Genomic DNA, 24,714 nt, shown 5'->3' with positions numbered 1-24,714 from the left:
GCGCGGGATCGTCGTTATGGGGTTCGGTTCTCGGCATCGATCTTCTGGCGTTCGATGCTGCCCCAACGGCCGTGATTCTTGCGATAGCCCACGAGGGCAATCATGCGCGTGGCGGCCAAAACGAAACGCAAGACGGTAACCTCGAAGAGCGACAGCAGCAGCGCCTTCGCCACGTCGTGCGGCGAGAGCTTGAGGTCGCGCGTCTGCACGCGCGAGAAGAACGCCGTAAGCGACATGACGGCTCCGAACACGGCGTAAATGCCGAAGAACATGAGCATGAACGGGATGTTGATGAAGTTGAACGCCACAGCCAGCGCCACCGTGAGCAGGCCGAACAGCTCGATGGCGGGCGAGAGCAACTCGTAGATCAAGAAGTACGTGTACGAGAAGAAGCTCACCAGCCCGAACCGCAGGTTGGCGAACATGCGCCAGTGCTTCGTCATGGTCTCGAACAGGCCGGTGTGCCAGCGCCGCCTCTGCTTCACCAGGTCGCGCAGGGTCTCGGGCGCCTGGCTCCAGCAGATGGCGTCGGGCGCATACTTTATCCGATAGTTCCTGTTGTTCGTGCGGCAGAACACGTGCAGCTTCGTGACCAGCTCCATGTCCTCGCCCACCGTGTCCAGGTCGTAGCCGCCGCACGCGATGGCCAGGTCCTTGCGGAACAGCCCGAACGCTCCCGAGATGATCAGGTTGCCGTTGAACTGGTCGAACAAGATGCGCGCCGACAGGAAGGAACGGTCGTACTCCAGCACTTGCATGGCAGGGATGATCTTCTTCGGCAGCGAGTAGGCGGTCAGGCGGCCGTCCTTGATGCTGATGCCGTTGGAGATGCGCACGAGCCCGCCCACGGCCACCACGTTCTCGTGCTCCACGAGCGGCGCGGCTATCTCGCGCAACGAGTCGTACTGCAGCACGGAGTCGGCGTCGATGCAGATGAAATACGGATACTGAGACGCGTTGATCCCCATGTTGAGCGCATCGGACTTGCCGCCGTTCCCTTTGGAGATGAGCGTGACGGGGATGCGTCCGGCATGGCCGTACCACACGCCGTGCTCGGGCGTGCAGGGCACCTGTCGGCGGATGGGGCGGTCGATGGGGTGCAGGCCGAAGGCGTCGATGACCTTCTGGGCGGTATCGTCGGTGGAGCCATCGTCCACGACGATGACCTCGTAGAGCGTGTAGTCGAGGTTGAGCAGCGAGCGAAGCGAGCTCTCCACCGTCACGCTCTCGTTGAACGCGGGCACGATGATGGAGATGGGCACGTAGCAGTCCACCTCGAGCGTGCTCTTGTAGTGCGCCTCGCGCTTTCGCCGGTACAGGATGGATGAACCCACCGTCACGGACAGGAACAAAAACGTCGAGTACCCGATGAGGTACAGCACGAAGAACACGCCGACGAAGTACAGGAAGCCCTGCACGGCAGACGCCGCTGTCACGGTGGTGGCGATCACGCCGGCTCCGCCTCCTTCCCCTGCCCCCGCTTCGCGCGTTCGCGCTCCTCTTCCTCCATGCGCTTGAGTTCCCAATGGTAGGTGACCATGTCGCGTGCAAAGGCATCCGAACCGTCCAATACATCAGCGAGATCCTCGAGTGAGAGTCCGTAGCCGTACAAGGTCTTCGCCGCGTTGTTGCGCACGAACCACGAAGGACTGGACAGACAGCCTTTCAACACCTCGACGGCCTTCATGCTGGGGTAGTTCGTCAGCGCCGTGGCCGCGACGGCTGCATACTCCCAACGCGCCGGGTCGTCGTCAGCTGCCAGCTTGATTAGGTCGGCTTCGGCAGGCGGCCAGTGTCGGCGCATGAAGTAGCGGATGCACGCGAGGCGCACCTCGAGGCCCTCCCGCCCATCGCGCAAAAGGGCGAGCACCCGATCGGGGTCGCCGAGGCCCGCCATGCGCAGGTAGTTGACGAGGGCCGCCCTCGTCTGCGCGCCGAAGCGCGCGAGGCGCACCTCGAGCTCGTCCTCGAGTTCCGTCGGTTCGCCCGCGAACGCGAGCGCGGCCTCCGTTACCAGCTTGGGGCTATGGAACTCGCCGTCGCGCTCGAGCGTCGCAATGGCTTCGGCCAGCGCACGGGCGCTTCCCACCTGCGCCAGCGCCTCGAGCGCATTCTGCCGCGCGTAGAACGAGCCTTCGCGCACAGAGTGTAGAAGCGCCTGTTCCACCATGTCGCCGGCCGGACGCTCGCGATACCAGCGTTTCACGATGTAGGCGAAGTAGGCGCGATGTAGGTCGTCCTTCTTCGCAAAATAGTACGTGAGATGGCCGAACACTGCAGCGATGCCGTGCAGGTAGCGCTCGCTCTTATCGGATCCCTCGCGCACCAGGCGCTCCATCGTCAGGTCGAACGACTCCATGCCGGCCATCCGATGCATCGCACGCTCAAGCGTGCGCTTGTGCTCGTCGGTGGGAAACTCGGCGTTGCGCTCGATCTCCTGGCCAAGAAGCTCTGCGAATCGCTTCGTTCGAACATCGAACCGCCGCGCGTGCAGCTTCTCGTATGCCAGGAAGCCGAAGTTGAACAGGATCATCATGACGCTCACCAACAGATAGAGCGCGATTATCCACTCGATACGCATCAGAGACCGTCCGCTTCCGCCCGAGCGCCGACCTCCGGCTGCAAACCTTCCGGCTCGACGGCCTCGCGTGCCGTCGCTGCGGCGGCCGCCGCCGGATCGGCCGACGTCCACACCTCTTGCAAGGCGTAATAGGACGCCTTGAGCCGTTCATGATACTCGGGCTGCGTGCCCCAGCCCTCCAGCGGCACGTCGGCAAGGGAAACCAGCGCGCCTTCGGCGTTCTGCACGGCCCCGATTCCAATGCCCTTGATGGCGAGGTTCTCCACGCCGTAGCGCTCGTAGTAATCGTCGTGCACGAGCATCTCCGACGGACTGGAGAAGTTGAGCAGCTGCCAGGGCAGGCGCACCTCCACGAAATCGCGGCCGAAGCGGTAGTCGGCGAGAGAGTCGTACCCCTCGTGCGCCGGATTGCCGTCGCCCTCGCGCAGCAGGCCCGTCTCAAACGTGCGAGGGTCGTCCGCCCCGATGGCGATCGCTTCTTCGGCGTCGTTGGCCGCGTCCCGCACCGTGCGCAACGCCAGCTCGATCGTGCGGAACGTCGTCGAGTCCGATGCGGGCGGATCGGCGAACGCGTCGTCCAGTGCCAAGCGCCACATCATCATGGGACGCAGGCATTCGTAACGCTCCTGCACCGCCACCCTGCTCTCGCCCTCTCGGTGAAGCGCGACGATAAAGTCCACCCCACGGTCGAACGTCATGCGAGGCAGCTCGCCCGCCTGCGCGTCTACGAACGTGCGCTCCTCGGACTCGGCCTCGCCGTCTGCGGCGACCGCGTCGCCCTCGATGGGCGCCCCGCCCTCAACTCCCGCGACGCCCCCGGCTTCGGGCGCATCGTCTTGGGGCCGGCCCCAAGAGGAAAGGATGGCGGCGGCGTTGCCGTACGCCCCGCTCTTCGGCGTCGTGTCGATCGGCAAGTACACGTCGTCGCCCAACGCCGAACCGTCCTCGGTGCGCACCATGAGGTATAGAAACTTCTCGTCGTATTTCGCGCTCACCGTCACGCCGTCGCCCTGCGTAACCGCATCTTCGCCATCCCACTCCTCCAGGTCGCCGTCCACGTAGCTCACGCTGCGCTCGCGGCCCGGATCGAATGCGAGCAGACCGAAGAACTGCTCGTTGGTCTGCCAGTCGGGCCAGTACGGCGTCTTCTGCTGATCGGTGGCATACACGGTGTTCCACGTGCGCTTGAACCATTCGTCCTGCCACTCGAACACGAACGACCCGGCCGCGCCCGCCTGCCGTATGTCGTGGTACGTGCGCACAAGATCACGCGCCTGATCCTGCTCGCTGGCATGGCCCTGGTTGCGTCCGGTATTGTGATCCTGTTGCGCCATGCCCCGCGCGGCGGGAATGCCGAACTCGGAGATGACCACCGGCATGCTGTGATGGTCCACGAGCGTCTTCAGGTACGCGTAATAGGTATTCACCTCGCCGAGGTCGTCCGTGGTCTGCGCCAATTCCTCCACATAGCGCGCATAGTCGGGAAAGTACGGGTACACATGGTACGACGCGAACATGCCTGCCTTCACTTCTCCGGTGGCCTGCACATGCTCCGCATCGACGGCGGCGTATTTGTCGAACGTCTCCTCGACTTGTTCGGGATATTTGAACGGGTCGGTGCTCGGCCAGTTGGAGAACGCGATCAGATGCTGCTCGCCGTAGCGACGGCTCTCGTAGCCCACCACCTCGTCGCCCAGCTGGGCGAGCATGTTCTCGAACGGCGTCGCGTCCTCGGACGCGCGAAAATAGCAGCCTTCGTATCCGCGCCGATTGCCTTGCTGGAGGTCGGTATAAGCGACGGTGCTCGGCTCCCACTCCACGCCCAGGATGTAGCCGAGTACCCAGGGCGACACATCCCACCGGTACGACCCCGTACCCGCTACGCGGCCCAGCTCCACCATGCGCTGCCCGTGCAGCGCGTCCACCACCGTTTGGCTGTCGGACGTGAGCTTGCCGAGGTACTCGGCATCGAAACCGTCCATGTGCGAGTACCCGGCGTAGTCGTCAAGCCACACGCCGTGCATCAGGTATAACGGGGTCGGATTGTCCACATTGTACTCGTAAAACGCCTGATAGAACGCATCGCCCAGCAACGTGTACACGCGGACGGAGTTGGCGCCCATATCCTGGATCTGCTTGAACCAGCGCAGGTACGTCTCCTTGTCGATGGAGTAGTCGGTGGCGAAGTGACCCGGTTCGCCCGCCCCCAGATCCACACCGCGTATCTCGAACTCCTCGAACCCCTCGCCGCGATCGAGCAACACGCTGCGGCCCTCGGTCTTCACCTGAACCTGCACGTCGCCTTCGTGAAGCGGCAGTACGGACCAACCTTGGTAGAAGTAAAGATACAGCCCGCACAAGGCCAGGGCGAACAGGACGATGGCAGCGATGATGAACTTCTTCATACCCCCGACCTCAGTGGTTGTTCATCTTGACAGCGGACTCGTGCGAGAACTGGCGCAGGTCCTCGATGTGTGCATCGAGCCAGGCACCACGCGCTTGCACGAACGTTTTCACCTGCTCGACCGCCTCGTCGTAGGTGGCGGGGTTGCGCTCGTCGGGCGCGAGCTTGCCTCCTACGCGCACCTGCGTCGGATCGAACGTGTATCCCCACGCTTCCCAGTTGCGGTCGGCCGCATCGCCTAGGAACGACACGGTCTCGTCGATGTAGGCGCATACATACTCGTCCGCCAGAAGGTCTTGGCGCAGCTCGTGATAGCGGTCGATCACCGCTTCGACGAACTTCTCGTCCTTGCTCAGCATGTAGTAGAAGTAGCGGTCCACCATGGCGAACCCCTCGCAATCGTCGTAAGCGCGATCGACATAGTTGTCGTAGGCGCTGTTGAAATCCCATAAAGGACCGATGGTCAGTTTGCCGCGAAGATCCTTGTAGACGTACGTGGAATACGTGCCCGCATCGTAGTTCATCGTGAACTCGTTGAACACGAAGTAGTCGACGAAGCTATCCACGTCAAGACTTGTCCAATAGCCATAGTCGCTCGTATCGTAGTCGTAGGAATAGAGCGCTTTCTCAAGCGCATTCATATCTTGGGCGATCCAGTCCATCCGTCCCTGCGTCAGTTCCTCGTCCGAGGGGTACAGCACGGAAAACTCGCTGCGCTTCGGTTCGGTGCACGCGCCGAAATCCTCGAGCGATGCCGCATCGATATCCGGCCGATCCATCTTCAAAAGGTAGCTGGTCGTATCGCCCCTCCCCGTGGGCTCGGTCAGGTTTACGCGGTTGCCCCCCTCCTTCACCGACTCCATGAGCAGGAACACACCGCGGTACTCGCCGTCCATGAAAAGCTCGCAAAACCGCACGTCGGGCGAAAGCACGCGCAGATGCTGGCCCAGCGTGTAGCTCACGTAGTTGCGAATGAGACTCTTGTCGAGGTATGGGCCGTTCAGAACCCATGCGTTTTCGCTCGCCATGCCGGCCAGCTTCTCGTTGCGCGGCAGGCCGGCGTCGTCGACGAGGTGAATGCTGTAGTTGCGCTTGGGAAACTCGCGCGAACGATGCCCGCGGTAATGGACGAGCGTCTTCGACTCCACGCTCGGCGCGTCGCTCAGGCGGTTCGCATCGCCTTCCGCTCCGTCGTACAGCCGGAAGTCGGCCGTGATGTCGGCGCTGCCGTCCGGTGCGGTCGTGAGCACGGTGCGGTCGTCGTCGCGCAGAACCGGCTCGCCCTCCACATAGAGAACGTCGCCGGGAACATCCTGGCCGTGGGTGTCGATGGAAACCACGGGAAGATGGCTTGCGAAACTCTCCGCATCGATGGCCGTTCCTTGGTTTACCTGCACGTCCTGCGCACGCGCGCGTTCGTGCTGGGGCACGTAGCCCTGGAGCGTGGCATTGCTGCCCATAAGCGTGCCCACAGCCGCAGCTGTCACGACGGCTGCGATGGCCGCGATGGTTATGAGCTGGTATTTCCTGCCTCGTAACGCCTCCATACGCAAACGCTAGCTGCCGATCTCGTCGTTTTGCGCCACGATGTTCACGTACTCCACGCCGCCGAGGCCGTACAGCTCGTCGGTGATGGGGCGCTCGGCTCGTCTCTGCGCGCGGTCGAGTATGCCGCGAGACAGCTCGAACATGAACTCGACAGTGGTTTCCGTGGTGTTCTTCACGCGCTGCACGGCGCGGCTGCCGAAGTACTCATACACCTTGCCCTCGATGGGCAGCTCCTGTGTGCGAGCAGCACGCACCACCAGCAGCGTCCGCACGTCGTTGCGCACGCGGCCTAGAATGAGCAAGATGACGAATACGGCCGCGCTTCCGACGGCCGCCGCCGCGAACACGCCCACGCCGCAGCAGATGCCGCAGATGATGGCCCAGAAGATGTAGGTGGTGTCGCGCGCATCCTTGATGGCCGTGCGGAAGCGCACGATGGACAGGGCGCCCACCATGCCAAGCGACAGCGCGATGTTGTTGCCGATGACCGTCATGACGGTGGCCGTGAGCACCGTGAGCGTGATGAGGTTGATGTTGAACTTCTGCGAGTAGATGGTGCCGGCGTGCGATATCCAATACGACACGAAGATGGCCAGGCCGATGACCACCGAAACCCCGACGCGCAGCAGGAGGTCCTCCAACGTGGGCGCGCCCGTCGCCGTGCCCTGGAACAGTTGGTACAGTTGCTCTTTCACACTCTCTCCCCTAAAACTCGTACGCCATGCGCACGCCACGCGCCAGGCAGTACTTACTCACCGAAAGCTCGCTCTTGTCCACCATGTTCAACGCCGATCTGACATAGCTGAGCAGAAACCCGTCGAACTTCACCTCCAGCACCACGTTGAACGGGTCGAACACCGGGTATAGGGGTAACGCCGGATCGAACAGGTCCATGTTCAACTCCGTCGCCCGAATGTCGCTGTCCAGCGTCACGCGTATCTTGTTTTCCCGTGCGACGAACGCCTTCCGGCGATACTCCACGATAGCCTTCGGCATGTAGCCGTTGATGCTCATGAGCGCGTGCATCTCCGCCGCAAAGGGTTCCGGATGCTCGAGCAGCACGTCGAAGTCGCCGTCGATGAGGCAGCACACCTCGGCCTGCGTCAAGGACAACGAGCGCTTGCGTTGGTGCTCGCCCTGCTTCTGCTTGAGCTCGAGCAGTGCGAAGCCGGCCGCCGGGTCGTACACACGCAGGCGCACCTTGCGTCGCGGGTCGACGCCGAACAGCTTCTCTGCGAAATCGCGGTCGTGCAGCGTGTCGAAGTACAGCGATCGAACGGAGTAGCCGAACAAGCCATTGTGGGAATCCTCTGCGAGCACCTGTTCGAGCACATGCTCGAGCTTCTTCGCATTCATCGCATCGGCCAGGAACTTCTTCTCTTTGCGGCTGACCTGTCTCATACGCTTTCCGAATCCATGTGCCCTCGCGCTATCTTCTCGTGCGGCAGCCGATCACACCCTCCGCCCGACGATTCTAGCACTCGGCTTTTCGAGGAATCCGGTGCGTTGTCGCCGACTCGCATGTATCAAAGGAAAGTTGAAAGAGGGCGTATCGACCTGCACGGGTAAGTCCCGCCCGTCCGAAATAGTTGAAGGACAACCAAGAGCGCTCGTCGTAGAATGAACCAGCGAGTTCGTTGAAGCCCGGAGACCGGGAGGGGAGGCAGAATGCCCGATCTTATCGACCTAGCCCAGCGCGCCATCGAACATCCGGCGGCGGCCTTACTGCACGAAGAACGCTGCCTCGCACAACGCGGCCTGCCCGAGCTCTGCACGGCATGCTTCGATGCATGTCCCATGGAAGCCGTGTCGTTCGACCTGCTCGACGCTGCGGGAACGCATGGGGTTCTCGGCATGCCCGAACCCGCGCGCCCGCGCATCGATGCAGAGGCATGCACGAGCTGCGGCAGCTGCGTCGCAGCCTGTCCGACGGGCGCCCTAGGCGCGATGGGCGCGCTCTCGGACGATGCGCTCCTTGACGCCGTGCGACACGCCGCACGCGCCGTCTGCCTCCGCAGCGCCCGAGAGCGTACGGCGTCGAATGGGAGCACGGACATCGATCAAGGCGAGCAGGAAGGCTCTTCGCTGAGCAAGCCCGGTGCGCCGCACGTGACCTTCGTCTGCGAACGCGATGCGGAGGGCGTCGACGGCGCTTCGATCGTTCTCCCCTGCCTCGCCTGGATCGATGAGGCGCTGCTCGTGCACGCGGTAGCCGAAGGAGCACAGCTCGTCGTTTTGTCCGCTTGCGCCTGCACGACCTGCCCTCAGCGGCACGCCGTGCGCGAACTCCCCCGCACGGCGCAAAGAGCACGGCGCATCGCCGATCTCTGGAAGCTGGACGGAACAATCGAGCTGATCGACGAGCGCACAGATGCAGATGCGCGGAGCGGGACCGATGGCGGGATGTCGCGGCGCGGGCTGCTCTCACGTGCACGGGCGACAATCGTCGACGCCGCAACGAGCGCAGCAGCCCTTCAAGCGGAGGCGATCGTCGGCAAAGCAGGCGAGGCGGACAGCGCCGAACCGGACCGTCGACGCTGGCAGCTGCTCGACGACCTGCATGCGGTCGGCCTCCCCGATGGCGCAGATACCGTCCCCCGTGTGCTCGCCCCCCGTGCGAGCATCGACTTCGAACGATGCTCGGGCTGCGCCCACTGCGCGCTGTTCTGCCCCACGGGCGCGTTGCGCAAGTCCAGGAAGGGCCCAGGCGGCACGACGGTGCTCGAATTCGACGCTGCGCGCTGCCGCGACTGCGGCGCATGCGTCGAGGTCTGCCGCTACGGCGCGCTCGTCTGCGATGAGAGCCTCACGGTCGATGAGCTGTTCGCCTTCGATCCGTGCGAGCTCGTCATTCCCAAGCGCCGCGTCCTCCCCGAGCGCCGCATCCTTCCCGAATAGCACGTCGGTCGCCGAGCGCCGCTCAGGCGGCCCCGTCCTGCACGTCCCCAATCCCCCGCAGGAGTGAATTCCGCCGAAGCCCATGCGCAATGACAGAAAACTCGCACCGGGGGTTTCGGTTCAGGATCAACCCTGAAGGCCATGCGCCCGCATCGCTCAGCGGGCAGCGCGGTACTCCTCCATCAGGGCCTTGAACGCGGGCATCGAGCGCTCGATGGTAGCGCGCGAAACGCAGTAGCTCACGCGCACCCAGCCGCCCACACCGAAGCTGTCGGACGGCACCAGCAGCAGCTCGTGGGCCTTCGCGCGGTCGCTGAACGCCTGAGCGTCGTCTTCAAGCGCACGCACCCACAGGTAGAACGCGCCGTCGGGCTCCACGAACTCGTAGCCCAGCGCGCCCAGGCCCTCGGTGAGCAGGCGGCGGTTCTCTGCGTAGGACGCCACATCGCTCGGCTCGTCGATGCAGGCGGCGATCACGCGCTGGAACAGCACCGGCGCGCAGATGAACCCGAGCGCGCGCCCGGCGCCGGCCACGGCCGTAGACACCTCGGCCGCGTCGTCCATGAGGTCGGACACGTAAACGTAGCCGATACGCTCGCCCGGCAGCGAGAACGACTTCGAGTACGAGTAGCATACGATGGTGCGCGGCCACACGCACGGCACGTAGGGAACCTCGGCGCCGTAGGTGATCTCGCGGTACGGCTCGTCGCTGATGACGTAGATCTTGCGTCCCAGCTCGGCCTCCTTGCGCGCTAGCAGCGTGGCGAGGGCCTCCAGGTTTTCGCGCGTGTACACAGCGCCCACCGGGTTGTTCGGCGAGTTGATGATGACGGCGGCCGTCGCGGGCCCGATGGCCGCATCCAGCGCGTCGATATCAAGCTGGAAGTCGGGCACGTGCGCCGGCACCTCCACGCGCGTGCAGCCGGCGGTCTCTATCCACACCTGGTACTCGGGGAAGAACGGCGCGATGACGATAACCTCATCGCCCGGCTGCGTGATGGCGCTGATGGAGATGGCCAACCCCGCCGCGGCACCCGCCGTCAGGTACACCTGGTCGGGCGAGGCCGGCACGTCGAAGTGGCGCCGGATATGGTCGGCCACCGCGGAGCGCACGCGCGGGTCGCCGGCGGCCGGCGAGTAGCCGTGCAGCGCGCTCGGCTCCTCCTCCATGAGCTCCAGCACGGCCTGCTTCACAGCGTCGGGTGCGGGCACGCTCGGGTTCCCGATGCTGAAGTCGAACACGTTGTCGGCGCCTATCTCCGCCTTGCGCGCCATGCCGTACGCGAACAGCTCGCGAATCGCGCTCGGCTCCGCTCCCAGCCCGTACATCCTCTCGTTCACCATATGCACCACGTCCTCGTCTTGCCGCTTGTTTTTGTCGAAAAACAGGGTAGCACAACGCGTCCGCGCCGAGACGTCGAACGCGCGCATGAGCGGGGTGGACGCACGCGACGGAAGCGCCGAAAGCTATTCCCCGAACAGCATCTGCTCGAACTCGGCCACCGGCACGGGACGGGAGAATACGTAGCCCTGCAGCATGTCGCAGTCGATGGCGCGCAAGCGGGCTGCCTGGCCGGGCTCCTCGACGCCTTCGGCCACCGTCCCCAGATCCAGCTTCTTCGCCAGATCCACCACCGACTCCACCACGTCCCACTCGCGCTGGCCGGCATCGTCTCCGGCCGAGAAGAACGCGCGGTCGAGCTTCATCGTGTCGATGTCCACGTCCTTCAGCACGTTGAGCGACGAGTACCCGCTGCCGAAATCGTCGAGCGAGCAGCGGTAGCCGCGCGCATGCAGCAGGTCGATCACGCCCTTGAACGTTTCGGGGTCGCCGAACACCAGCGTCTCGGTCAGCTCGAACTCGATGAGCGACGCCGGCACGCCGTAGCGTGCGCGGATCTTCTCGTACGGCGTGAGAAAATCCTGCTCGCGCAGGTGCGCGCGCGACATATTCACCGAGATGGGCACCGGTTGCCGCCCCTGTTCGATCCACGAGGCCAACAGGGCACACACCTGCTCGAACACGCACAGGTCAACGTTGATGATGAAGCCGTTGCGCTCGAAGTACGGCACGAAGTCGTCGGGCGGCACGAGACCGCGCACCGGGTCGATCCACCGCACGAGCGCCTCGGCGCCCCCGATGGAGCCGTCGGCCAGGAGCTGCTTGGGCTGGAAGTACGCCACGAATTCGCCCCGCTCGAGCGCGCCGTGCATGCGGTTCTCCATATCCTGTTCGGACAGCAGGTTCTGGCGGTCGACGTCGCTGTAGAACATGCAGGTGAAGTGGCGGGCATTCGATGCTTCCTTGCTGGAGCCGCGCGCAACGTTCGCCCGGTCGCGCACGAGCGTCATGGGCAGGCTCGTGTCGTCGATAGGGTACACGCCCACCGTGAACGAGAGGAAGTACGGCCGCTCCGCATCCACGTTGAAGCGGTTGATATCCTGAACCATGCCGTCGATGCGTTCGTACATGGCCTGCGCGCCCTCGTCGCGCATGAGCACGTTGAAGGCGTCGGCGTTGATGCGGCCCACGCACTCGTCCCCGTCGAGGTGCGCGCGCAGGCGGTCGTACACGAAGCGCAGCACCATGTCGCCGCTCTCCGTACCCTGGATCTCGTTGAGCAGCTTGAACTTCTTCAGGTCCAGCGCCACCAGGGCATAGGCCCCCAGCTCGGCCTGGTCGATAACGCGGCGGGCAGTCAGGTCGAACCGCGTCTGGTTGAAGCCCTTCGTCACCGGGTCCACGAACGCGAGCCGCTCCAGCTCCACGTTCGCCTCCTCCAAGTGCTGCTGCGCCTCCACCAGGTCGGTTACGTCCGTCATGGTGGTGTAGGACAGCTGGCAGCCGTCCACGTACTCGTCAAGGAACGTCGAGACGAACTTCACCCATTTGTGGCCGCCCTTCACGTTCAGCCCGGCAATGCACTCGTACCCGCCCGTGTTCTTCTCGAGCGCCTCCGTCACATGCTCGGCGATGACGCCGAAGTCCTCGGGATTGTCCGCGAAGTAGAGGTCGGGTCGATTTTGGAACAGCGCCTCGTACTCGTCTTTGGGATAGCCGATGAAGTCGTAGTAGTAGCGGTTGGCCCATACGAGGGTGAAGTGCTCGTCGATCTTGTGCTTGCTCACGCTCAGGCGGAGAGTGTCCGCAAGGATGCTGTCCCCTTCGCTTACGAGCGACGAGTGGGTCGGACGATCAGGAACGTGCGCCATGACAGGCTTCTCTCTTTTTCGCCCACTGAACGCTCTGACGCCGCGCGGGCACCGCTAATTCAACGTGCCATTCTACGCCTTTTCCAGCCGGGAAACCAGGCTTCACGATCGGTGGAAGATAAGGCGGACGCAGACGAAAGACGGCGAGCGCGCAACTTGAAACCGGCGGCTACCAGCCGGCGCCCGCCTGTATCCGGCAACGCAGCGAGGGGATCGCGCAAGCGCGCGACGGCTATTCCTGCTTGACCACCAGCACGTCGCAGCGCATGTTCCTGATGAGATACGTGGATACGCTACCCACGAATACGTATTTAATGTTGGAGAGGCCCCGCTCGCCGCAGATGACCAGATCGGGCCGAAACGGCTCGATCAGCTGGCGGGAAAGGGTATCGGCGATACGACCCGCGCGCACGACCAGATCCACCGCAGGGATGGCCGAATTGTTCCGCGCTTCCTCAAGGATGTCGCGCAGCTCCTCCTCGATGCGCTTCTTGCCTTCGACGCACAGAGCCTCGAAATCGACGCCCGACGCCTCGTAGGGAACCGAATCGATCACATGCCCGAACGTGAGCAGAGATCCGTTGTCGGCCGCGAGCGCGAGTGCGCGCTGCGCCACCGCCGCCTGAGTCGAAGCCCCGTCGAGTGCTGCGAAGATGCGCCCGTAACGCTGTGCCATAACCGCTCCTTCCTTCGTGCCGATCGAAGTCTTATTGTACTCCATATTGGATAGGCGAAGGCGAGGACGCCCCGCTCTCCGGAGCGGCTCGACGAGCCGGCCTCGGCATGTCCCGAGCGTCCGAACCGGACCTACGAATGGCCCGCGCACGGGGCGCGGGCCATCGGGGAGGGAAAGCTTGCCGCCCATCGCGCATCCGGCGCATCGGACGGGGTTCAGGCACGAGGTTACTTCACAGGCGTTCCATCGGCGCTCGGCATGTCGTCGGTGGGATCCATCCATCCTTCTGCGGGAAGGGGGAACCCGTTGCCGTCGTTGTGATAGCCGCCATGACACGCCGTGTTACATACCAACACCGAGGTGCCTTCGATCGAGTGGCACCGAGTGCAATCATACGATTCGGCATGCGAGGCGTGGGGGTTGACTCCCTCCAAGCCGCCGTACGCGTCGTTCGCGGCTACGATAGAGTCGCGCGGATGGCAGCTCAGGCAGTTCTTCTTCGAGTAATCGCCGTTCATCGCCTCGATCTGCTTCGGTGTGTGCACGGCCATCATGCTGCCGGGCTGGGCGTTCGCGCTCTGCGTCGCAGCATCGTCCGACGTTCCTCCTCCTTCGCCGCTGGGCGCGCACGCGCACAGGGCAAACGCGACCGCTGCGAACACCGCGACGACAGCCAGCCTGATCGTCTGCATGCATTCTTTCTTCTGCTCCATGATCGCTCCTTGCCCGCGGATTAAATGTACTCGATGCCGAGCATGTCCTTGGCAGATATCCACGAGAAGCACTGGCCGTGACCGATGCCCGAGCCCATGATGTTCGGCGGGTACACGTTGCCGTAGAACGAGCCGGCCGTATTGCCCGCAGCATACAGTCCGGGGATGGGCATGCCTTCCTTGTCGAGCACACGGCAGTGCTCGTCATTGCGCAGCCCGCCGCGCGTGCTTGTGATGCTCACCACATGGCGCGACGCGTAAAACGGCGGCGTGTCGATGGTGGTCAGCCACAGGGGGTTCTTGTAGAAATCCAAATCCTTGCCCGCTGCGCAGAAGCCGTGATAGCGTTCGAGCTGCTCGTTGAAGATCTCGGGATCGACGCCCATCTGCTCAACAAGCTCTTCGAGGGTATCGGCCTGCACGGTAATACCGTTCTTGATATCGATCTCAAGCTGCTCGGGCGTGTTCATGGAAAGATAGTCGCCCTTCGGATAGCTTTCGGGGAACTTCGCCTGCCAGGCGCTGTCCCAGACACTCCATGCAGAGCCGTCGGCCGTCGCGGTGATCTTGGGAATAGAGCACGCCTGGAACGGAAGATCCTCGGGCATGAGACGCCGGCCGGTGGTGTCCACCATAAACACCGGCAGATTGGCCACCGCCGCATAGGACTTGGAGTCCTTGGCTTCGGGCCGCTCGCCGTTCGTGTCCACAGCGACGAACGGGAACAGGTCCCCAGCCGCGAAATCGTCCATGTCCGCGCCTATCCACATGCCCATCTTCTGGCCGTCGCCGGTGTTCTTGACCTCGGCGATGCTGCGAGTCTTGAGCAATGAAGGATTGAAATAGCCCATCATTTCGCGGTCGCCGCCCATGTCGCCGCAGGCCAGCAGAATGCCCTTCGAGGCGTTCAGCTTCACGTACTCGCCGCTCTCGTTCTCGCCGATCACCGAGATCGCGCGGCCGCTTTCATCGCGTACCAGCTGTACGGCGGGCGTGTTGTAGTGGAACGTCGCCCCGTTGTCCGCGGCGTACTCGGCAAGGATGCCCGTCCAGTCGATGTTCACGCCGTCGGCCAGGGTCTTGCCGTCCTTATCGACGAAGTAGATCATGGCTGCATAGGTGGCCCAGAACTCGTTCGCGCCCACCTGCCCGACGCCATCGTTGGTCACTTTGAATCCCGTTACCTGCTGGGGAACGATATCGTAGCCCTTCGACTGGAATACGGTCTGCAACCAGTCGATGTAAGGCGCGCTGTTGTCGAACCACTTGCCATACGACGACATGCGTCCTTGGCTGCCGTTGGTGATCTTCCACACGTCGGTGATGAACTTGTCACGATCGTAGGTGATGTCGTTGTCCACTTGGCACTTCGCGTTGAACCCACACGTGCATAGGCGCGCGGTGCCCCATGTGCCCGCCTTCTCCAGAACGTGCACGTTCGCGCCCTGCTCTGCCGCGAAGGCCGCACCGGGCAGCCCGGCAATGCCGGCGCCGCATACCACGATGTCGCAGTCGATGGTCTCGCTGATCTGGTCGTCCGATATGGGATCGGGCGCGACCTCCCAGTATTTCTCGATGGTGATGTCGGATTTGGCGGTCGGCTCCTCGCCCTGCGCAGGTTCGTTTCCCGCACTCGGCTTGGCTTCCTGCCCTCCAGCGCATCCGGCCAACCCGGCAAGTGCAGCGCCGGCGCCCAGCACGGCGGCTCCGCTCAGGAACCCGCGCCTCGATACCGTCGTCTTGTTCTTGAACTCGTCGCCCATGACGTTCCCCTTCCTTTACAGGAGGCGCCCCTCGCACCCCCTTCGTCGCCATCATCATGCGGACGCCTCGACGGGTTAGCCAGGCTCAAAGGGCGACGATTCTCCAAGAACGGTTAACCCCTCCCAGTAACCCCCTGGGTTAGCAGATCGCGCCTGTTGCAAACTACCGGCGCATGGGACAATGCAGCGAGGGGAGATGCGGCGCATGGAAGGGGATGCCCGTGGCAGAATTCAATCAGGCGCGCGCGGGGACGATCAACGTCCTGAAAACTTGCACGACCGATATGAGGTGGTTCTTTCTCGGGCCGTCCTTTCTGGTAGCGATCACCACGCTCACGCATTTTACAAACGGCTACAAGACGACCGCATTCGGAATTTCATATGCCGACGTGATTTGCAGCACGAGTATCGCGGTAGCGCTCTGCGTGCTGGCAGCCCTGCATAGAAACGCGTTGTTTGGCTTCCGCCGGACGGCCATCGTGACGGTGACGACTCTCGCCGCATGCGGATTCCTCGTCATGAAGGCGACGGCGGCCTTCGCACCCGACCTGCATGGGTTCGCGCTCATCCTCTCGGCAATCTCCATGGGCTTGTTCTTGGGAGTGGCCGCGCCGTGCTGGTTCGATTTCTTTGTCGGGCAGACCATAGAAACGGTGGCGTTCTCGCTGTTCGCGTCTATTATCGGCGGCTGCGCTATCTCCTGGTTTCTCCTCGGCATGACCCAGGACCGCTTGATCGCGGGATACTGCACCGTGGTCGTGCTGGCAGGCTTCTCGCTCGCCTATGCCCGCGAAAAGCAGCCGATGCGGCCGAATCGGCTCGACCGCGGAGAGCGGCCCTCGTTTTTGTTTCTCGCCGGCCCGCTGCTCACCGCGTTCCTGTTCAGCTTCGCCTTCATGCTCTCGGTCTCGCTCGTAGGCTTGGAATCATGGCACACCGATGCCGGCTGGAGCATGCTGTGGCCGGCGGCGCTCGTGCTTTGTGCCGTCGCCCTGTTCTCAAAACGCTTCAACATCGCCTCTCTTCTGTATCTTGCGCTCACACTCATCGTGGCGGGCATGCTGTTCGCCTCATTCCTTCACGTTGACCGGTCGTTCATCTTCTCGCTGGCCACCATGGGATGCGCCGTGAACGTGTCCTACCTCGTCATTCTGTTCTGCAACATCGGAGGCCGATTCGCGTTCAGCTCCTACAAGCTGGCAACGCTCCTGCTGCTCTCCGTGTTCGGCGGCTGTCTACTTGGCAGGCCCGCGGCGTTCGTCATGAGCTCGATCGACCGCAGCGGAGCTCTCACGACACTGCTCTCCATCTGCCTCATCATCGGCATCATCGCCTGCACGCTGGTCAATTTGAATAACCGAACCATCCAGCTGTACTCGAAGTACCGCTTCAAAGACCGTGGCGGCGCGCAGTCGCCGGCAGTATCGTCGCTCGTCGCCTCGTACGCCATCGGACGAGGTTTGGGAGCCCGTGAGCAGGAGGCCCTCTCCCTCTTGCTTGCAGGCAAGACCGCGAGCGAAGTGGCCGACGAGATGTTCATAGCCCACGGAACGGCGAAAGCCCATATACGCCATATCTACCAGAAGCTCGACGTGCATGACCGGGTCGAGCTGTTCGATCTCATGCGCGACGTCGACCCGCATTTCAAAGCACCGAACAAAGTCTGACGGACACCTGCGCGGCAAGGATCCCCGTGCCTTCCGCACGTGGCAGGACTTCGATGCGCCCGCCTCCAGACCCGCTTCCCTCGTTTCGTTCCGGCGCTCGCGTCGCCCTACGACGTAACGAGCAGGACAAGCCCGATGCAGAGCAGCAGCACGTAGGTGAGCTTGAGGAACCGCTCCTGGCTGAGGTGGCGCTGCAAACGGTTACCCACGAGAGTGGCCAGCACGGCGGCCGGTATGCACATGAGCACCACCTGTACGACGTCCGGTGTAAAATAGCCTTGCTGCACGGCGATGCCTGCGTAGATAAAGTTCAGGACGGCCCATACCATGGACAGTGTGGCACGAAACTGCTGGCGGTCTTGGAGCTTCTGCACCGTATAGATGACAAGCAGCGCTCCGCCCGACACGAACATGCCCTGGATAAGGCCGGCGAGCGCCAGCACGATCCACAGCGCCCACTCGGGAAGGAACCTCTGGCGCTTCGAAACCAGGTTCTTCGCGCCAACCAATAAAATGATCAGGCCGTATATCTTCAGTAGCACATCGAGCGGCAACACCGAGTCCAGCCAAATGCCCACGAGCACGAACGGCAGCATGGTGAGCACGATTTTGGCGAGCTCGCGCCAGTGCACATGCTTGATGTTCATGACGGCCAGCAAACCGCACGCAAAGAATCCCATAGCGTTCAGCACCGCCACGGAGCTGTGGAGCCCCAGCAGATGCGTGCCCACGGGCATGGCGAAGATGTTTCCGGCGAACCCCGTGACGGCTTGTATGGTGTACGCGAAAAAGAACGCCGCCAAGAATAGTGCTTTTTCCATATATGCTACAATCCTACTACTTATCCGACGGCGTACCAGTGTAGCACTGAAGCGCGCCGGAACCGACCACAAGCAAGCTGCGCGATGCGCTCGATCCGCACAGTGGAACGCACGGCGGTCTTACGCCACGTTCGCTCTCAGCCGAGCGCGCGGCACTGATCTGCAGAATGGACGAGCATGGCGGGATTCAGCATTACCATCGCCGGCGATTCGGCGCTCAACCTCGAGTTCGCGCATGTGATCTCGCCAGAGACGAGCGCGAAAATTCGCCTGGCCGCCGATAACCTCACCGCCGATCCCATCGAAGGCGTTACCGAGCTCGTCCCCACGTTCTGCTCGCTCATGGTGTATTACGATCCTCTGTCCGTCACATTCGACGAGTTGTCTGCCACGCTGCGCGGCAAGCTGCGCGACGTGGGCGAAGCCGACCTGAGCGTGCGCAAGATCGTGCCCATCCCCGTATGTTACGGTGGAGAGTTCGGCCCCGATCTCGAGATCGTCGCCCAACACGCCCGCCTCGAACCCGATGAGGTGATCGCTTTGCACAGCGGGCGCGACTACCTCATCGACATGCTGGGATTCCTGCCGGGTTTCGCCTACCTGGGAGGGCTTGATGAGCGGCTGCATACGCCACGGCTCGCCACGCCGCGCACCCGTATCGAGCCGGGCAGCGTGGGCATCGGCGGCGCTCAGACGGGCGTCTACCCGCTCGCGTCACCCGGTGGCTGGCAGATTATCGGCCGCACCCCGCTCAAGCCCTACGATCCCGATCGCGATGATCCCATCCTCTACGCGGCAGGCGAATACCTGCGCTTCGTCCCCATCACCCCAGACGAATACGCCGCTATCGAGGCGCAGCTTGCGGCGGGCACGTACGCATACGACATCGTCGTGGAGGGCGAGTAATATGGGCCTTGTCGTAAAGAAGGCCGGCGTCGTTACCACGGTGCAGGACAAAGGCCGCTTCGGATACCAGGGCAGCGGGTTCTCGACGAACGGCGTCATGGATCATCGCGCCTTCACCATCGCAAACCTGCTCGTCGAGAACGACCCCGACGCCCCCGTGGTTGAGTTCGCCCTCGCCGGCCCCACGGTCCGCTTCACCACGAACACGTGCATTGCCATAACGGGCGGTGATTTCTCTCCTACGCTCGACGGGGAACCGGTTCCTCTCTACACCGCCATCATGGTGCACCGGGGCTCTATTCTGCGCTTCAAGGCATCTAAAACCGGCTGCTACGGATATCTGGCCATCGCAGGCGGCAGCGTGCGCGTACCCGAAGTCATGGGAAGTCGCTCGACCAACCTCAAATGCGAGTTGGGCGGCTTTCGGGGCCGGGCGCTCGTCGTAGGCGACTACCTGCCCTTCGCAACGAAAAGCATCGATTTCCTTCCCAACCTTGGTTCGCACCGCATCGATGGGGACAATGCGTTCTACGGCTTCGAAGAGGACGAGGTAACGGTGCGCGTAATACCCGGACCGCAGGAACACATGTTCACCGATGCGGGCATCCAAACATTTTACGGTCGGACGTACACGACCACGACGAAGTCCGATCGCATGGGCTATCGGCTAGACGGACCCGAAATCGAGACGAAACGCGGGTCGGATATCATATCAGACGGCATCGCATTCGGCGCTGTGCAGGTGCCCTCGCATGGACGGCCTATCATCATGCTGGCGGATAGGCAGACGACGGGCGGCTACGCGAAGATCGGTACCATCGCGACCGTCGACATCCCGAAGCTTGTGCAACGGCCGCCGGGCAGCACGGTCAGGTTCGAGCGCATATCCGTGCAGGATGCGCAGGCGCTCCTACGCGAGGAAGCACGTCGATTCGATATGCTGGCGCTCAAGGTGCGCCGTCCGAGCGCCGACGGCATATCCCCGCGCAGGACCGCACGACGCCTGACCCCCATCCTGGAGAAGCAGGCCGAACGCACGCAGGCCGACACGCTGTGGATCGACCGCGCGAACCGGGCGGAGCGCGTGGGCAACCGCAACCTGTTGACCGGAACCCCGATCGCAACCGACAAACAACCCACAGCAAAAGGAAGCGCGCCCGCAGCATCCGCGCCCGCCGGCCCGCGCGAAGAGGGCGCTCCCGTTGAGGAGCGCAGCACACCGAACGCTGCGAGCGCGCACGAGGACGGCAACAACACAGCTTGACATACCGCACCCGACCGCAGAGCTGAGAAGAATCGCAAGGAGAAGCGCCATGGACACGAAAGCCATCGAAGAACTGATCGCCATCATGGATAAGGCGGAACTGACCGCTCTGCGCGTCGCCGATGGCGACACTAAGATCGAACTGGAGCGCAACCACGGGCCGCTCTCGTCGACTACTCTGCCGCTCATGGCCGACCGCGTGAGCGCGCTCCTGGCGGGCAAGATCGAAAGCCACGAGGCTGCCGCCGTGGAGGACGCCGACGAGAACACGGTGCTCGTGCGCAGTCCCATGGTTGGCATGTTCTACGTCGCCCCGAGCCCCGACGAAGACTCCTTCGTGAAGGTGGGCCAGGAGGTGCTCTCCGGTCAGACGCTCGCCATCGTCGAAGCTATGAAGATGATGAACGAGATCACCGCTCCTGCGCCCGGCGTCGTCGTGGAAGTCTTGGCGGCCAACGGCGCGCAGGTCGAGTACGACCAGCCCCTGTTCCGTATCGCTACCGGCGAAACGCATTAGGCGGTCGAGCCATGTTCGACAAGATACTCATCGCCAACCGTGGCGAGATCGCCGTCCGCATCATCCGCGCCTGCCGCGCGATGGACATCAAGACGGTGGCCGTGTACTCCACGGCCGACAAGCACGCGCTGCACGTGTACCTAGCCGACGAGAGCGTGTGCATAGGGCCGCCCGCCGCGCGCGACTCGTACCTGAACATTGCCGCCATACTTGCTGCAGCGAAGGGAACCGGCGCGCAGGCCATTCACCCCGGCTACGGCTTCCTGTCCGAGAACTCCACGTTCGCGAAGCTCTGCCGCGAGAACGACATCGTGTTCATAGGCCCCGCGCCCGAGGTCATCGACCGCATGGGCAACAAGAGCCAGGCCCGCAAGACCATGATGGAGGCCGGCGTGCCCGTGGTGCCCGGCACGAAGGAGCCGGTGCACGCGCCGGAGGAGGCGCTTGCGAAAGCGCGCGCCGTAGGCTGGCCCATCATGATCAAGGCGTCGTCGGGCGGCGGCGGCAAGGGCATGCGCGTGAGCCTGTCCGAGGACGACTTCTGCGAGCAGTTCTCCATCGCGCAGCGCGAGAGCGTTGGTGCCTTCGGCGACAACACCATGTATCTTGAGCGCTGCGTGCTGAACCCGCGCCACGTGGAGGTGCAGGTCATCGCCGACACGTACGGCGCCGTGGTAGCGCTTGGCGAGCGCGATTGCTCCGTGCAGCGCAACCACCAGAAGATGATCGAGGAGAGCCCCTCCCCCGCGCTGTCCGCGGAGGTGCGCGCCGAGATGCTGGACGCCGCCGTGCGCGCGGCGCAGGCCGTTGGCTACACGTCGGCCGGCACGATAGAGTTCCTGTTGGACGACCAGATGAACTACTACTTTATGGAGATGAACACGCGCGTGCAGGTGGAGCATTCCGTGACCGAGATGGTCACGGGCACCGACATCGTGCAGGAGATGATCCGCGTGGCAGCAGGCGACCCGCTCACCTTCACACAGGACGACATCACGTATCGCGGCCATGCCATCGAGTGCCGCGTGAACGCCGAGCAGCCCGAGCGCGGCTTTCTGCCGTCGCCCGGCACCATCTCCCAGATGCACCTGCCCGGCGGCAACGGCGTGCGCGTGGACACGGCCGCCTTCGACGGCTACGAGATATCGCCCTACTACGATTCCATGATAGCGAAGATCATCGTGCACGGCCGCGACCGCACCGAGGCCATCGCCAAGATGCGCACCGCCCTGGAGGAGATGGTGGTGGTGGGCGTGAAGACGAATCTCGATTTCCAGTACGCCATCATGGAGAACGAGACGTTCGCCGCCGGCCTGGCGGACACCAGCTTCATCGAACGGTTCATGAAAGGCGAGGTGTAATCATGTTGAATGCTCCCGTTCCCGCCAAGCCCGATGGCGTTGCCGACGAGGTCTGGGCGCAGATGCTTGCCGCGTCGCCGGTGGAGGCGCGTCGGCTGATCCGCTCGGGCGCGTTCACGGCGCCGACGAGCGGCCTGTGCCCCGGCTACGCGCAGGCGAACCTCATCGTGTTGCCGCGCGATCAGGCCTACGACTTCCTGCTGTTCGCGCAGCGCAACCCCAAGCCCTGCCCGCTGCTCGAAGTGACCGAGGTGGGCGCGCGCGAGGCCACCATCTGCGCCACCGACTGCGACATCGCCACCGACTTCCCGCGCTACCGCATCTACGAGCACGGCCAGCTGGTGGCCGAGGTGGAGAACGTCGAGGACTATTGGCGCGACGACCTGGTGTCGTTCGTCATCGGCTGCTCGTTCTCGTTCGAGAGCGAGCTCATCGAGGCCGGCATCGAGATCCGCCACAACACCATGGGCTGCAACGTGCCCATGTACCTGACCGGCGTACCGTGCACGCCCGCCGGTAGCATGTCCGGCAACATGGTCATGTCAATGCGTCCCATCCCCGCGGGCCAGGTGGTGAAGGCGGTGCAGATCTCCGGCGCCATCCCCAAGGTACACGGCGCGCCCATCCACATCGGCGACCCTGCGGCCATCGGCGTGCACGACCTGGCCCATCCCGAGTTCGGCGACCCCGTGGACATCCGCGACGGCGAGGTGCCCGTGTTCTGGGCGTGCGGCGTCACGCCCCAGTCCATCGTCATGAACAGCAAGCCCCCCTTTGCCATCACGCACGCCCCCGGCTGCATGCTCATCACCGATACCAAAAACGTGGATCTGAAGGAGTAGCGCAAGCGCGATACCGTCCCGCACGCTGCCTGTGCTTCGTGGGATGCGGACGGCGCGCGAGATGCGGGATGCAGACGGCGCGCGAGATGCAGGATGCGGAATGCAGGAGACGCGCGGAGGCAGAAAGCGCGAAGCTGGTGGCACCCGTGGATGAAACGCAGGATGCGGACGGCGCACGGAGTGCGGTACGCGAGACACGAAAACGTCACGAGCGAGGCATACGCGGAAGCTGAAGCATCCGAATGAGGCGTTTTTGGCAGAGAATCAGAGGTATGTGACTTTTCCGGAGGAGCTTTTTACAAAAACGTGGCTGGATTCCACCATAATCCCAGTTCACAATTTTCTAGCCATCGAATAGTGCACAGAAAAAATCACATACCTCTGATTCTCTGCCATGTTCGTGACGCTCCGTGCAAAACTGCGAGTCCAGACCGGAAGACGTCCCGAGCCAATACGCAAAATGCGGAGCACGGGGGACGCGGCCTGCACGAGTCGTGCGGCGACTTGCACCTGACGAGGGATACAGATGCGCGCCCTCACCGGCGAACGTTAACGAGCTAGTCTCAACATCGCAGGTCGGAGCTCAAGGGCCGACCTGCCAAGAGAATACCGGCGGCCATGCAGGCAAAATCGTACGGAAGATCGGCGGGGCAATTGTGGGCGCCGGGAAAATGCACCAGGGGCGCGTTCGCTCGCTGCGCGAACGCTTCTACGATGGCACCGACGGGTTCGTGACGGTCCATCTCGCCCAAGCCGACAACCAATGGGACTCGCGTAAGCGCTTCATAGTCCGGTTGGAACTGCGTGAATATATCCCCTTCATGCGCAGCGCTGCAGGCAGTGTTGCGCGCAGAACGAGCACGCTCGCCCACACTCGGTTCGTAGGCGCGTTCATTGTCTTTCGGTGCTAGCCCGAACAGAAACCCATCTCCGATGGATCCGATCGGGACGCCGCTACACGTTTTCGCCCACGCTTTCGCAATGCGAGCAGACAATGGAGAACCGGGCGGCAAGCATTTGGGCACCGGCGGCTCATAGCAGAGGGCCTGTTGCACCGCTTCGGGATGGCGCGCAATGAGCTCTAAGCCGATCGATGCTCCCACCGAATGAGTGAGCAGCATGAACGGACCGTCGAAGCACGCCAGCGCCACCGCGTACGCATCTTCCGCCTGCACTTCAAGGGAATACTCGCCGGATGGAGGATCATCGCTTCTGCCATAACCGCGCCGGTCGAACGTCACCACGTCGAACAGGCGCGAAAGAACCGCTGCGGCGTCATCGAAGAAATCGCAGTCCACCAAACCGCCGTGCAGCATGAGGATCGGCGGCCTCCTTTGCACCGCTTCTTCCTTTCCTTCGGCGCCTTTCGCTCGGCATTCGCCCTCGGCAGCCAACTCCGATGCGTTGGACAGCCTTTCGGTATCGGGAAGCCTCGACGCATGGCCCCGCTTTGGCGCATCGGGCTTCTCGTCGGGTGCAAACCGCTTGCAGAACAACGCCATTCCCTCATGCTCGATCGTAAACTCCTCGTTCATGCGAC

General features: G+C 63.3%; 20 protein-coding genes. 7 read left to right on the top strand and 13 right to left on the bottom strand.

Annotated elements, in window-relative coordinates; genetic code table 11:
* Window positions 1-14 precede the first annotated feature (14 nt).
* Genes C2L71_RS06780 through C2L71_RS06755 form a run of 6 tightly spaced genes read right to left on the bottom strand, consistent with a single transcriptional unit; the run spans window position 15 to window position 7,934 of the window.
* Window positions 15-1,451 carry a glycosyltransferase family 2 protein gene (locus tag C2L71_RS06780; protein WP_103265023.1) on the bottom strand — a complete coding sequence of 479 codons (1,437 nt, stop codon included), beginning with the start codon at window positions 1,449-1,451 and terminating at the stop codon, window positions 15-17.
* A complete protein-coding gene (locus C2L71_RS06775) occupies window positions 1,448-2,581 on the bottom strand; it encodes a HEAT repeat domain-containing protein (RefSeq protein WP_103265022.1) in 1,134 nt (377 codons plus the stop codon). The genes C2L71_RS06780 and C2L71_RS06775 overlap by 4 nt, the downstream gene beginning before the upstream one ends.
* Window positions 2,581-4,986: a hypothetical protein gene (locus C2L71_RS06770; protein WP_103265021.1), complete on the bottom strand. Its 2,406-nt coding sequence runs from the start codon at window positions 4,984-4,986 to the stop codon at window positions 2,581-2,583. The genes C2L71_RS06775 and C2L71_RS06770 overlap by 1 nt, the downstream gene beginning before the upstream one ends.
* A gap of 10 nt (window positions 4,987-4,996) precedes the next feature.
* Window positions 4,997-6,532: a CotH kinase family protein gene (locus C2L71_RS06765; protein ID WP_103265020.1), complete on the bottom strand. Its 1,536-nt coding sequence runs from the start codon at window positions 6,530-6,532 to the stop codon at window positions 4,997-4,999.
* 9 nt (window positions 6,533-6,541) lie between these two features.
* A complete protein-coding gene (locus C2L71_RS06760; protein ID WP_103265019.1) occupies window positions 6,542-7,228 on the bottom strand; it encodes a DUF4956 domain-containing protein in 687 nt (228 codons plus the stop codon).
* A 10-nt stretch (window positions 7,229-7,238) separates the two neighbouring features.
* Window positions 7,239-7,934, bottom strand: a complete 696-nt coding sequence (locus C2L71_RS06755) for a polyphosphate polymerase domain-containing protein (RefSeq protein ID WP_103265018.1) — start codon at window positions 7,932-7,934, stop codon at window positions 7,239-7,241.
* A gap of 267 nt (window positions 7,935-8,201) precedes the next feature.
* Here C2L71_RS06755 and C2L71_RS06750 point away from each other — a divergent pair, with 267 nt between their 5' ends.
* On the top strand, window positions 8,202-9,431 hold the full coding sequence (locus C2L71_RS06750; protein WP_103265017.1) for a 4Fe-4S binding protein: 1,230 nt from the start codon (window positions 8,202-8,204) through the stop codon (window positions 9,429-9,431).
* Between the two features lie 156 nt (window positions 9,432-9,587).
* Here C2L71_RS06750 and C2L71_RS06745 read toward each other — a convergent pair whose 3' ends face one another.
* The 5 genes from C2L71_RS06745 to C2L71_RS06725 form a co-directional block, all read right to left on the bottom strand.
* Window positions 9,588-10,775 (bottom strand): pyridoxal phosphate-dependent aminotransferase, encoded by a 1,188-nt coding sequence (locus C2L71_RS06745; protein ID WP_103265036.1) that lies wholly within the window; start codon window positions 10,773-10,775, stop codon window positions 9,588-9,590.
* 123 nt (window positions 10,776-10,898) lie between these two features.
* A complete protein-coding gene (locus C2L71_RS06740; RefSeq protein WP_103265016.1) occupies window positions 10,899-12,644 on the bottom strand; it encodes a sensor domain-containing protein in 1,746 nt (581 codons plus the stop codon).
* A 232-nt stretch (window positions 12,645-12,876) separates the two neighbouring features.
* Window positions 12,877-13,320, bottom strand: a complete 444-nt coding sequence (locus C2L71_RS06735) for a universal stress protein (RefSeq protein WP_103265015.1) — start codon at window positions 13,318-13,320, stop codon at window positions 12,877-12,879.
* A 227-nt stretch (window positions 13,321-13,547) separates the two neighbouring features.
* Window positions 13,548-14,033 (bottom strand): cytochrome c3 family protein, encoded by a 486-nt coding sequence (locus tag C2L71_RS06730; protein WP_103265014.1) that lies wholly within the window; start codon window positions 14,031-14,033, stop codon window positions 13,548-13,550.
* 20 nt (window positions 14,034-14,053) lie between these two features.
* Entirely contained in the window at window positions 14,054-15,796 is a 1,743-nt protein-coding gene (locus C2L71_RS06725; protein WP_103265013.1) for an FAD-dependent oxidoreductase, read from the bottom strand.
* Between the two features lie 221 nt (window positions 15,797-16,017).
* Between C2L71_RS06725 and C2L71_RS06720 the strand changes: the two genes are divergently transcribed.
* Window positions 16,018-17,463 (top strand): helix-turn-helix domain-containing protein, encoded by a 1,446-nt coding sequence (locus C2L71_RS06720; protein WP_157938939.1) that lies wholly within the window; start codon window positions 16,018-16,020, stop codon window positions 17,461-17,463.
* 107 nt (window positions 17,464-17,570) lie between these two features.
* Here C2L71_RS06720 and C2L71_RS06715 read toward each other — a convergent pair whose 3' ends face one another.
* Window positions 17,571-18,284, bottom strand: a complete 714-nt coding sequence (locus C2L71_RS06715; RefSeq protein WP_103265011.1) for a sulfite exporter TauE/SafE family protein — start codon at window positions 18,282-18,284, stop codon at window positions 17,571-17,573.
* Window positions 18,285-18,461: 177 nt separating this feature from the next.
* On the opposite strand from C2L71_RS06715, the gene pxpB reads away from it, so the two are divergent.
* Genes pxpB through C2L71_RS06690 form a run of 5 tightly spaced genes read left to right on the top strand, consistent with a single transcriptional unit; the run spans window position 18,462 to window position 23,174 of the window.
* Window positions 18,462-19,190 (top strand): 5-oxoprolinase subunit PxpB, encoded by a 729-nt coding sequence (gene pxpB, locus C2L71_RS06710; RefSeq protein WP_103265010.1) that lies wholly within the window; start codon window positions 18,462-18,464, stop codon window positions 19,188-19,190.
* Window position 19,191: 1 nt separating this feature from the next.
* Window positions 19,192-20,454: a 5-oxoprolinase subunit C family protein gene (locus C2L71_RS06705; protein WP_103265009.1), complete on the top strand. Its 1,263-nt coding sequence runs from the start codon at window positions 19,192-19,194 to the stop codon at window positions 20,452-20,454.
* 49 nt (window positions 20,455-20,503) lie between these two features.
* Window positions 20,504-20,971: an acetyl-CoA carboxylase biotin carboxyl carrier protein gene (accB, locus tag C2L71_RS06700; RefSeq protein WP_103265008.1), complete on the top strand. Its 468-nt coding sequence runs from the start codon at window positions 20,504-20,506 to the stop codon at window positions 20,969-20,971.
* An 11-nt stretch (window positions 20,972-20,982) separates the two neighbouring features.
* Window positions 20,983-22,332, top strand: a complete 1,350-nt coding sequence (gene accC / locus C2L71_RS06695) for an acetyl-CoA carboxylase biotin carboxylase subunit (protein WP_103265007.1) — start codon at window positions 20,983-20,985, stop codon at window positions 22,330-22,332.
* 2 nt (window positions 22,333-22,334) lie between these two features.
* Window positions 22,335-23,174, top strand: coding sequence for a putative hydro-lyase (locus C2L71_RS06690; protein WP_103265006.1), 840 nt, complete (start codon window positions 22,335-22,337; stop codon window positions 23,172-23,174).
* A gap of 563 nt (window positions 23,175-23,737) precedes the next feature.
* Here the strand turns inward: C2L71_RS06690 and C2L71_RS06685 are convergent.
* Entirely contained in the window at window positions 23,738-24,709 is a 972-nt protein-coding gene (locus tag C2L71_RS06685) for an alpha/beta hydrolase (protein WP_103265005.1), read from the bottom strand.
* Between the last annotated feature and the right edge of the window lie 5 nt (window positions 24,710-24,714).

Origin of the sequence: Enteroscipio rubneri (assembly GCF_002899715.1) — a bacterium.
GTDB lineage: Bacteria > Actinomycetota > Coriobacteriia > Coriobacteriales > Eggerthellaceae > Enteroscipio > Enteroscipio rubneri.
This window is presented reverse-complemented; position numbering and strand designations above follow the sequence as displayed.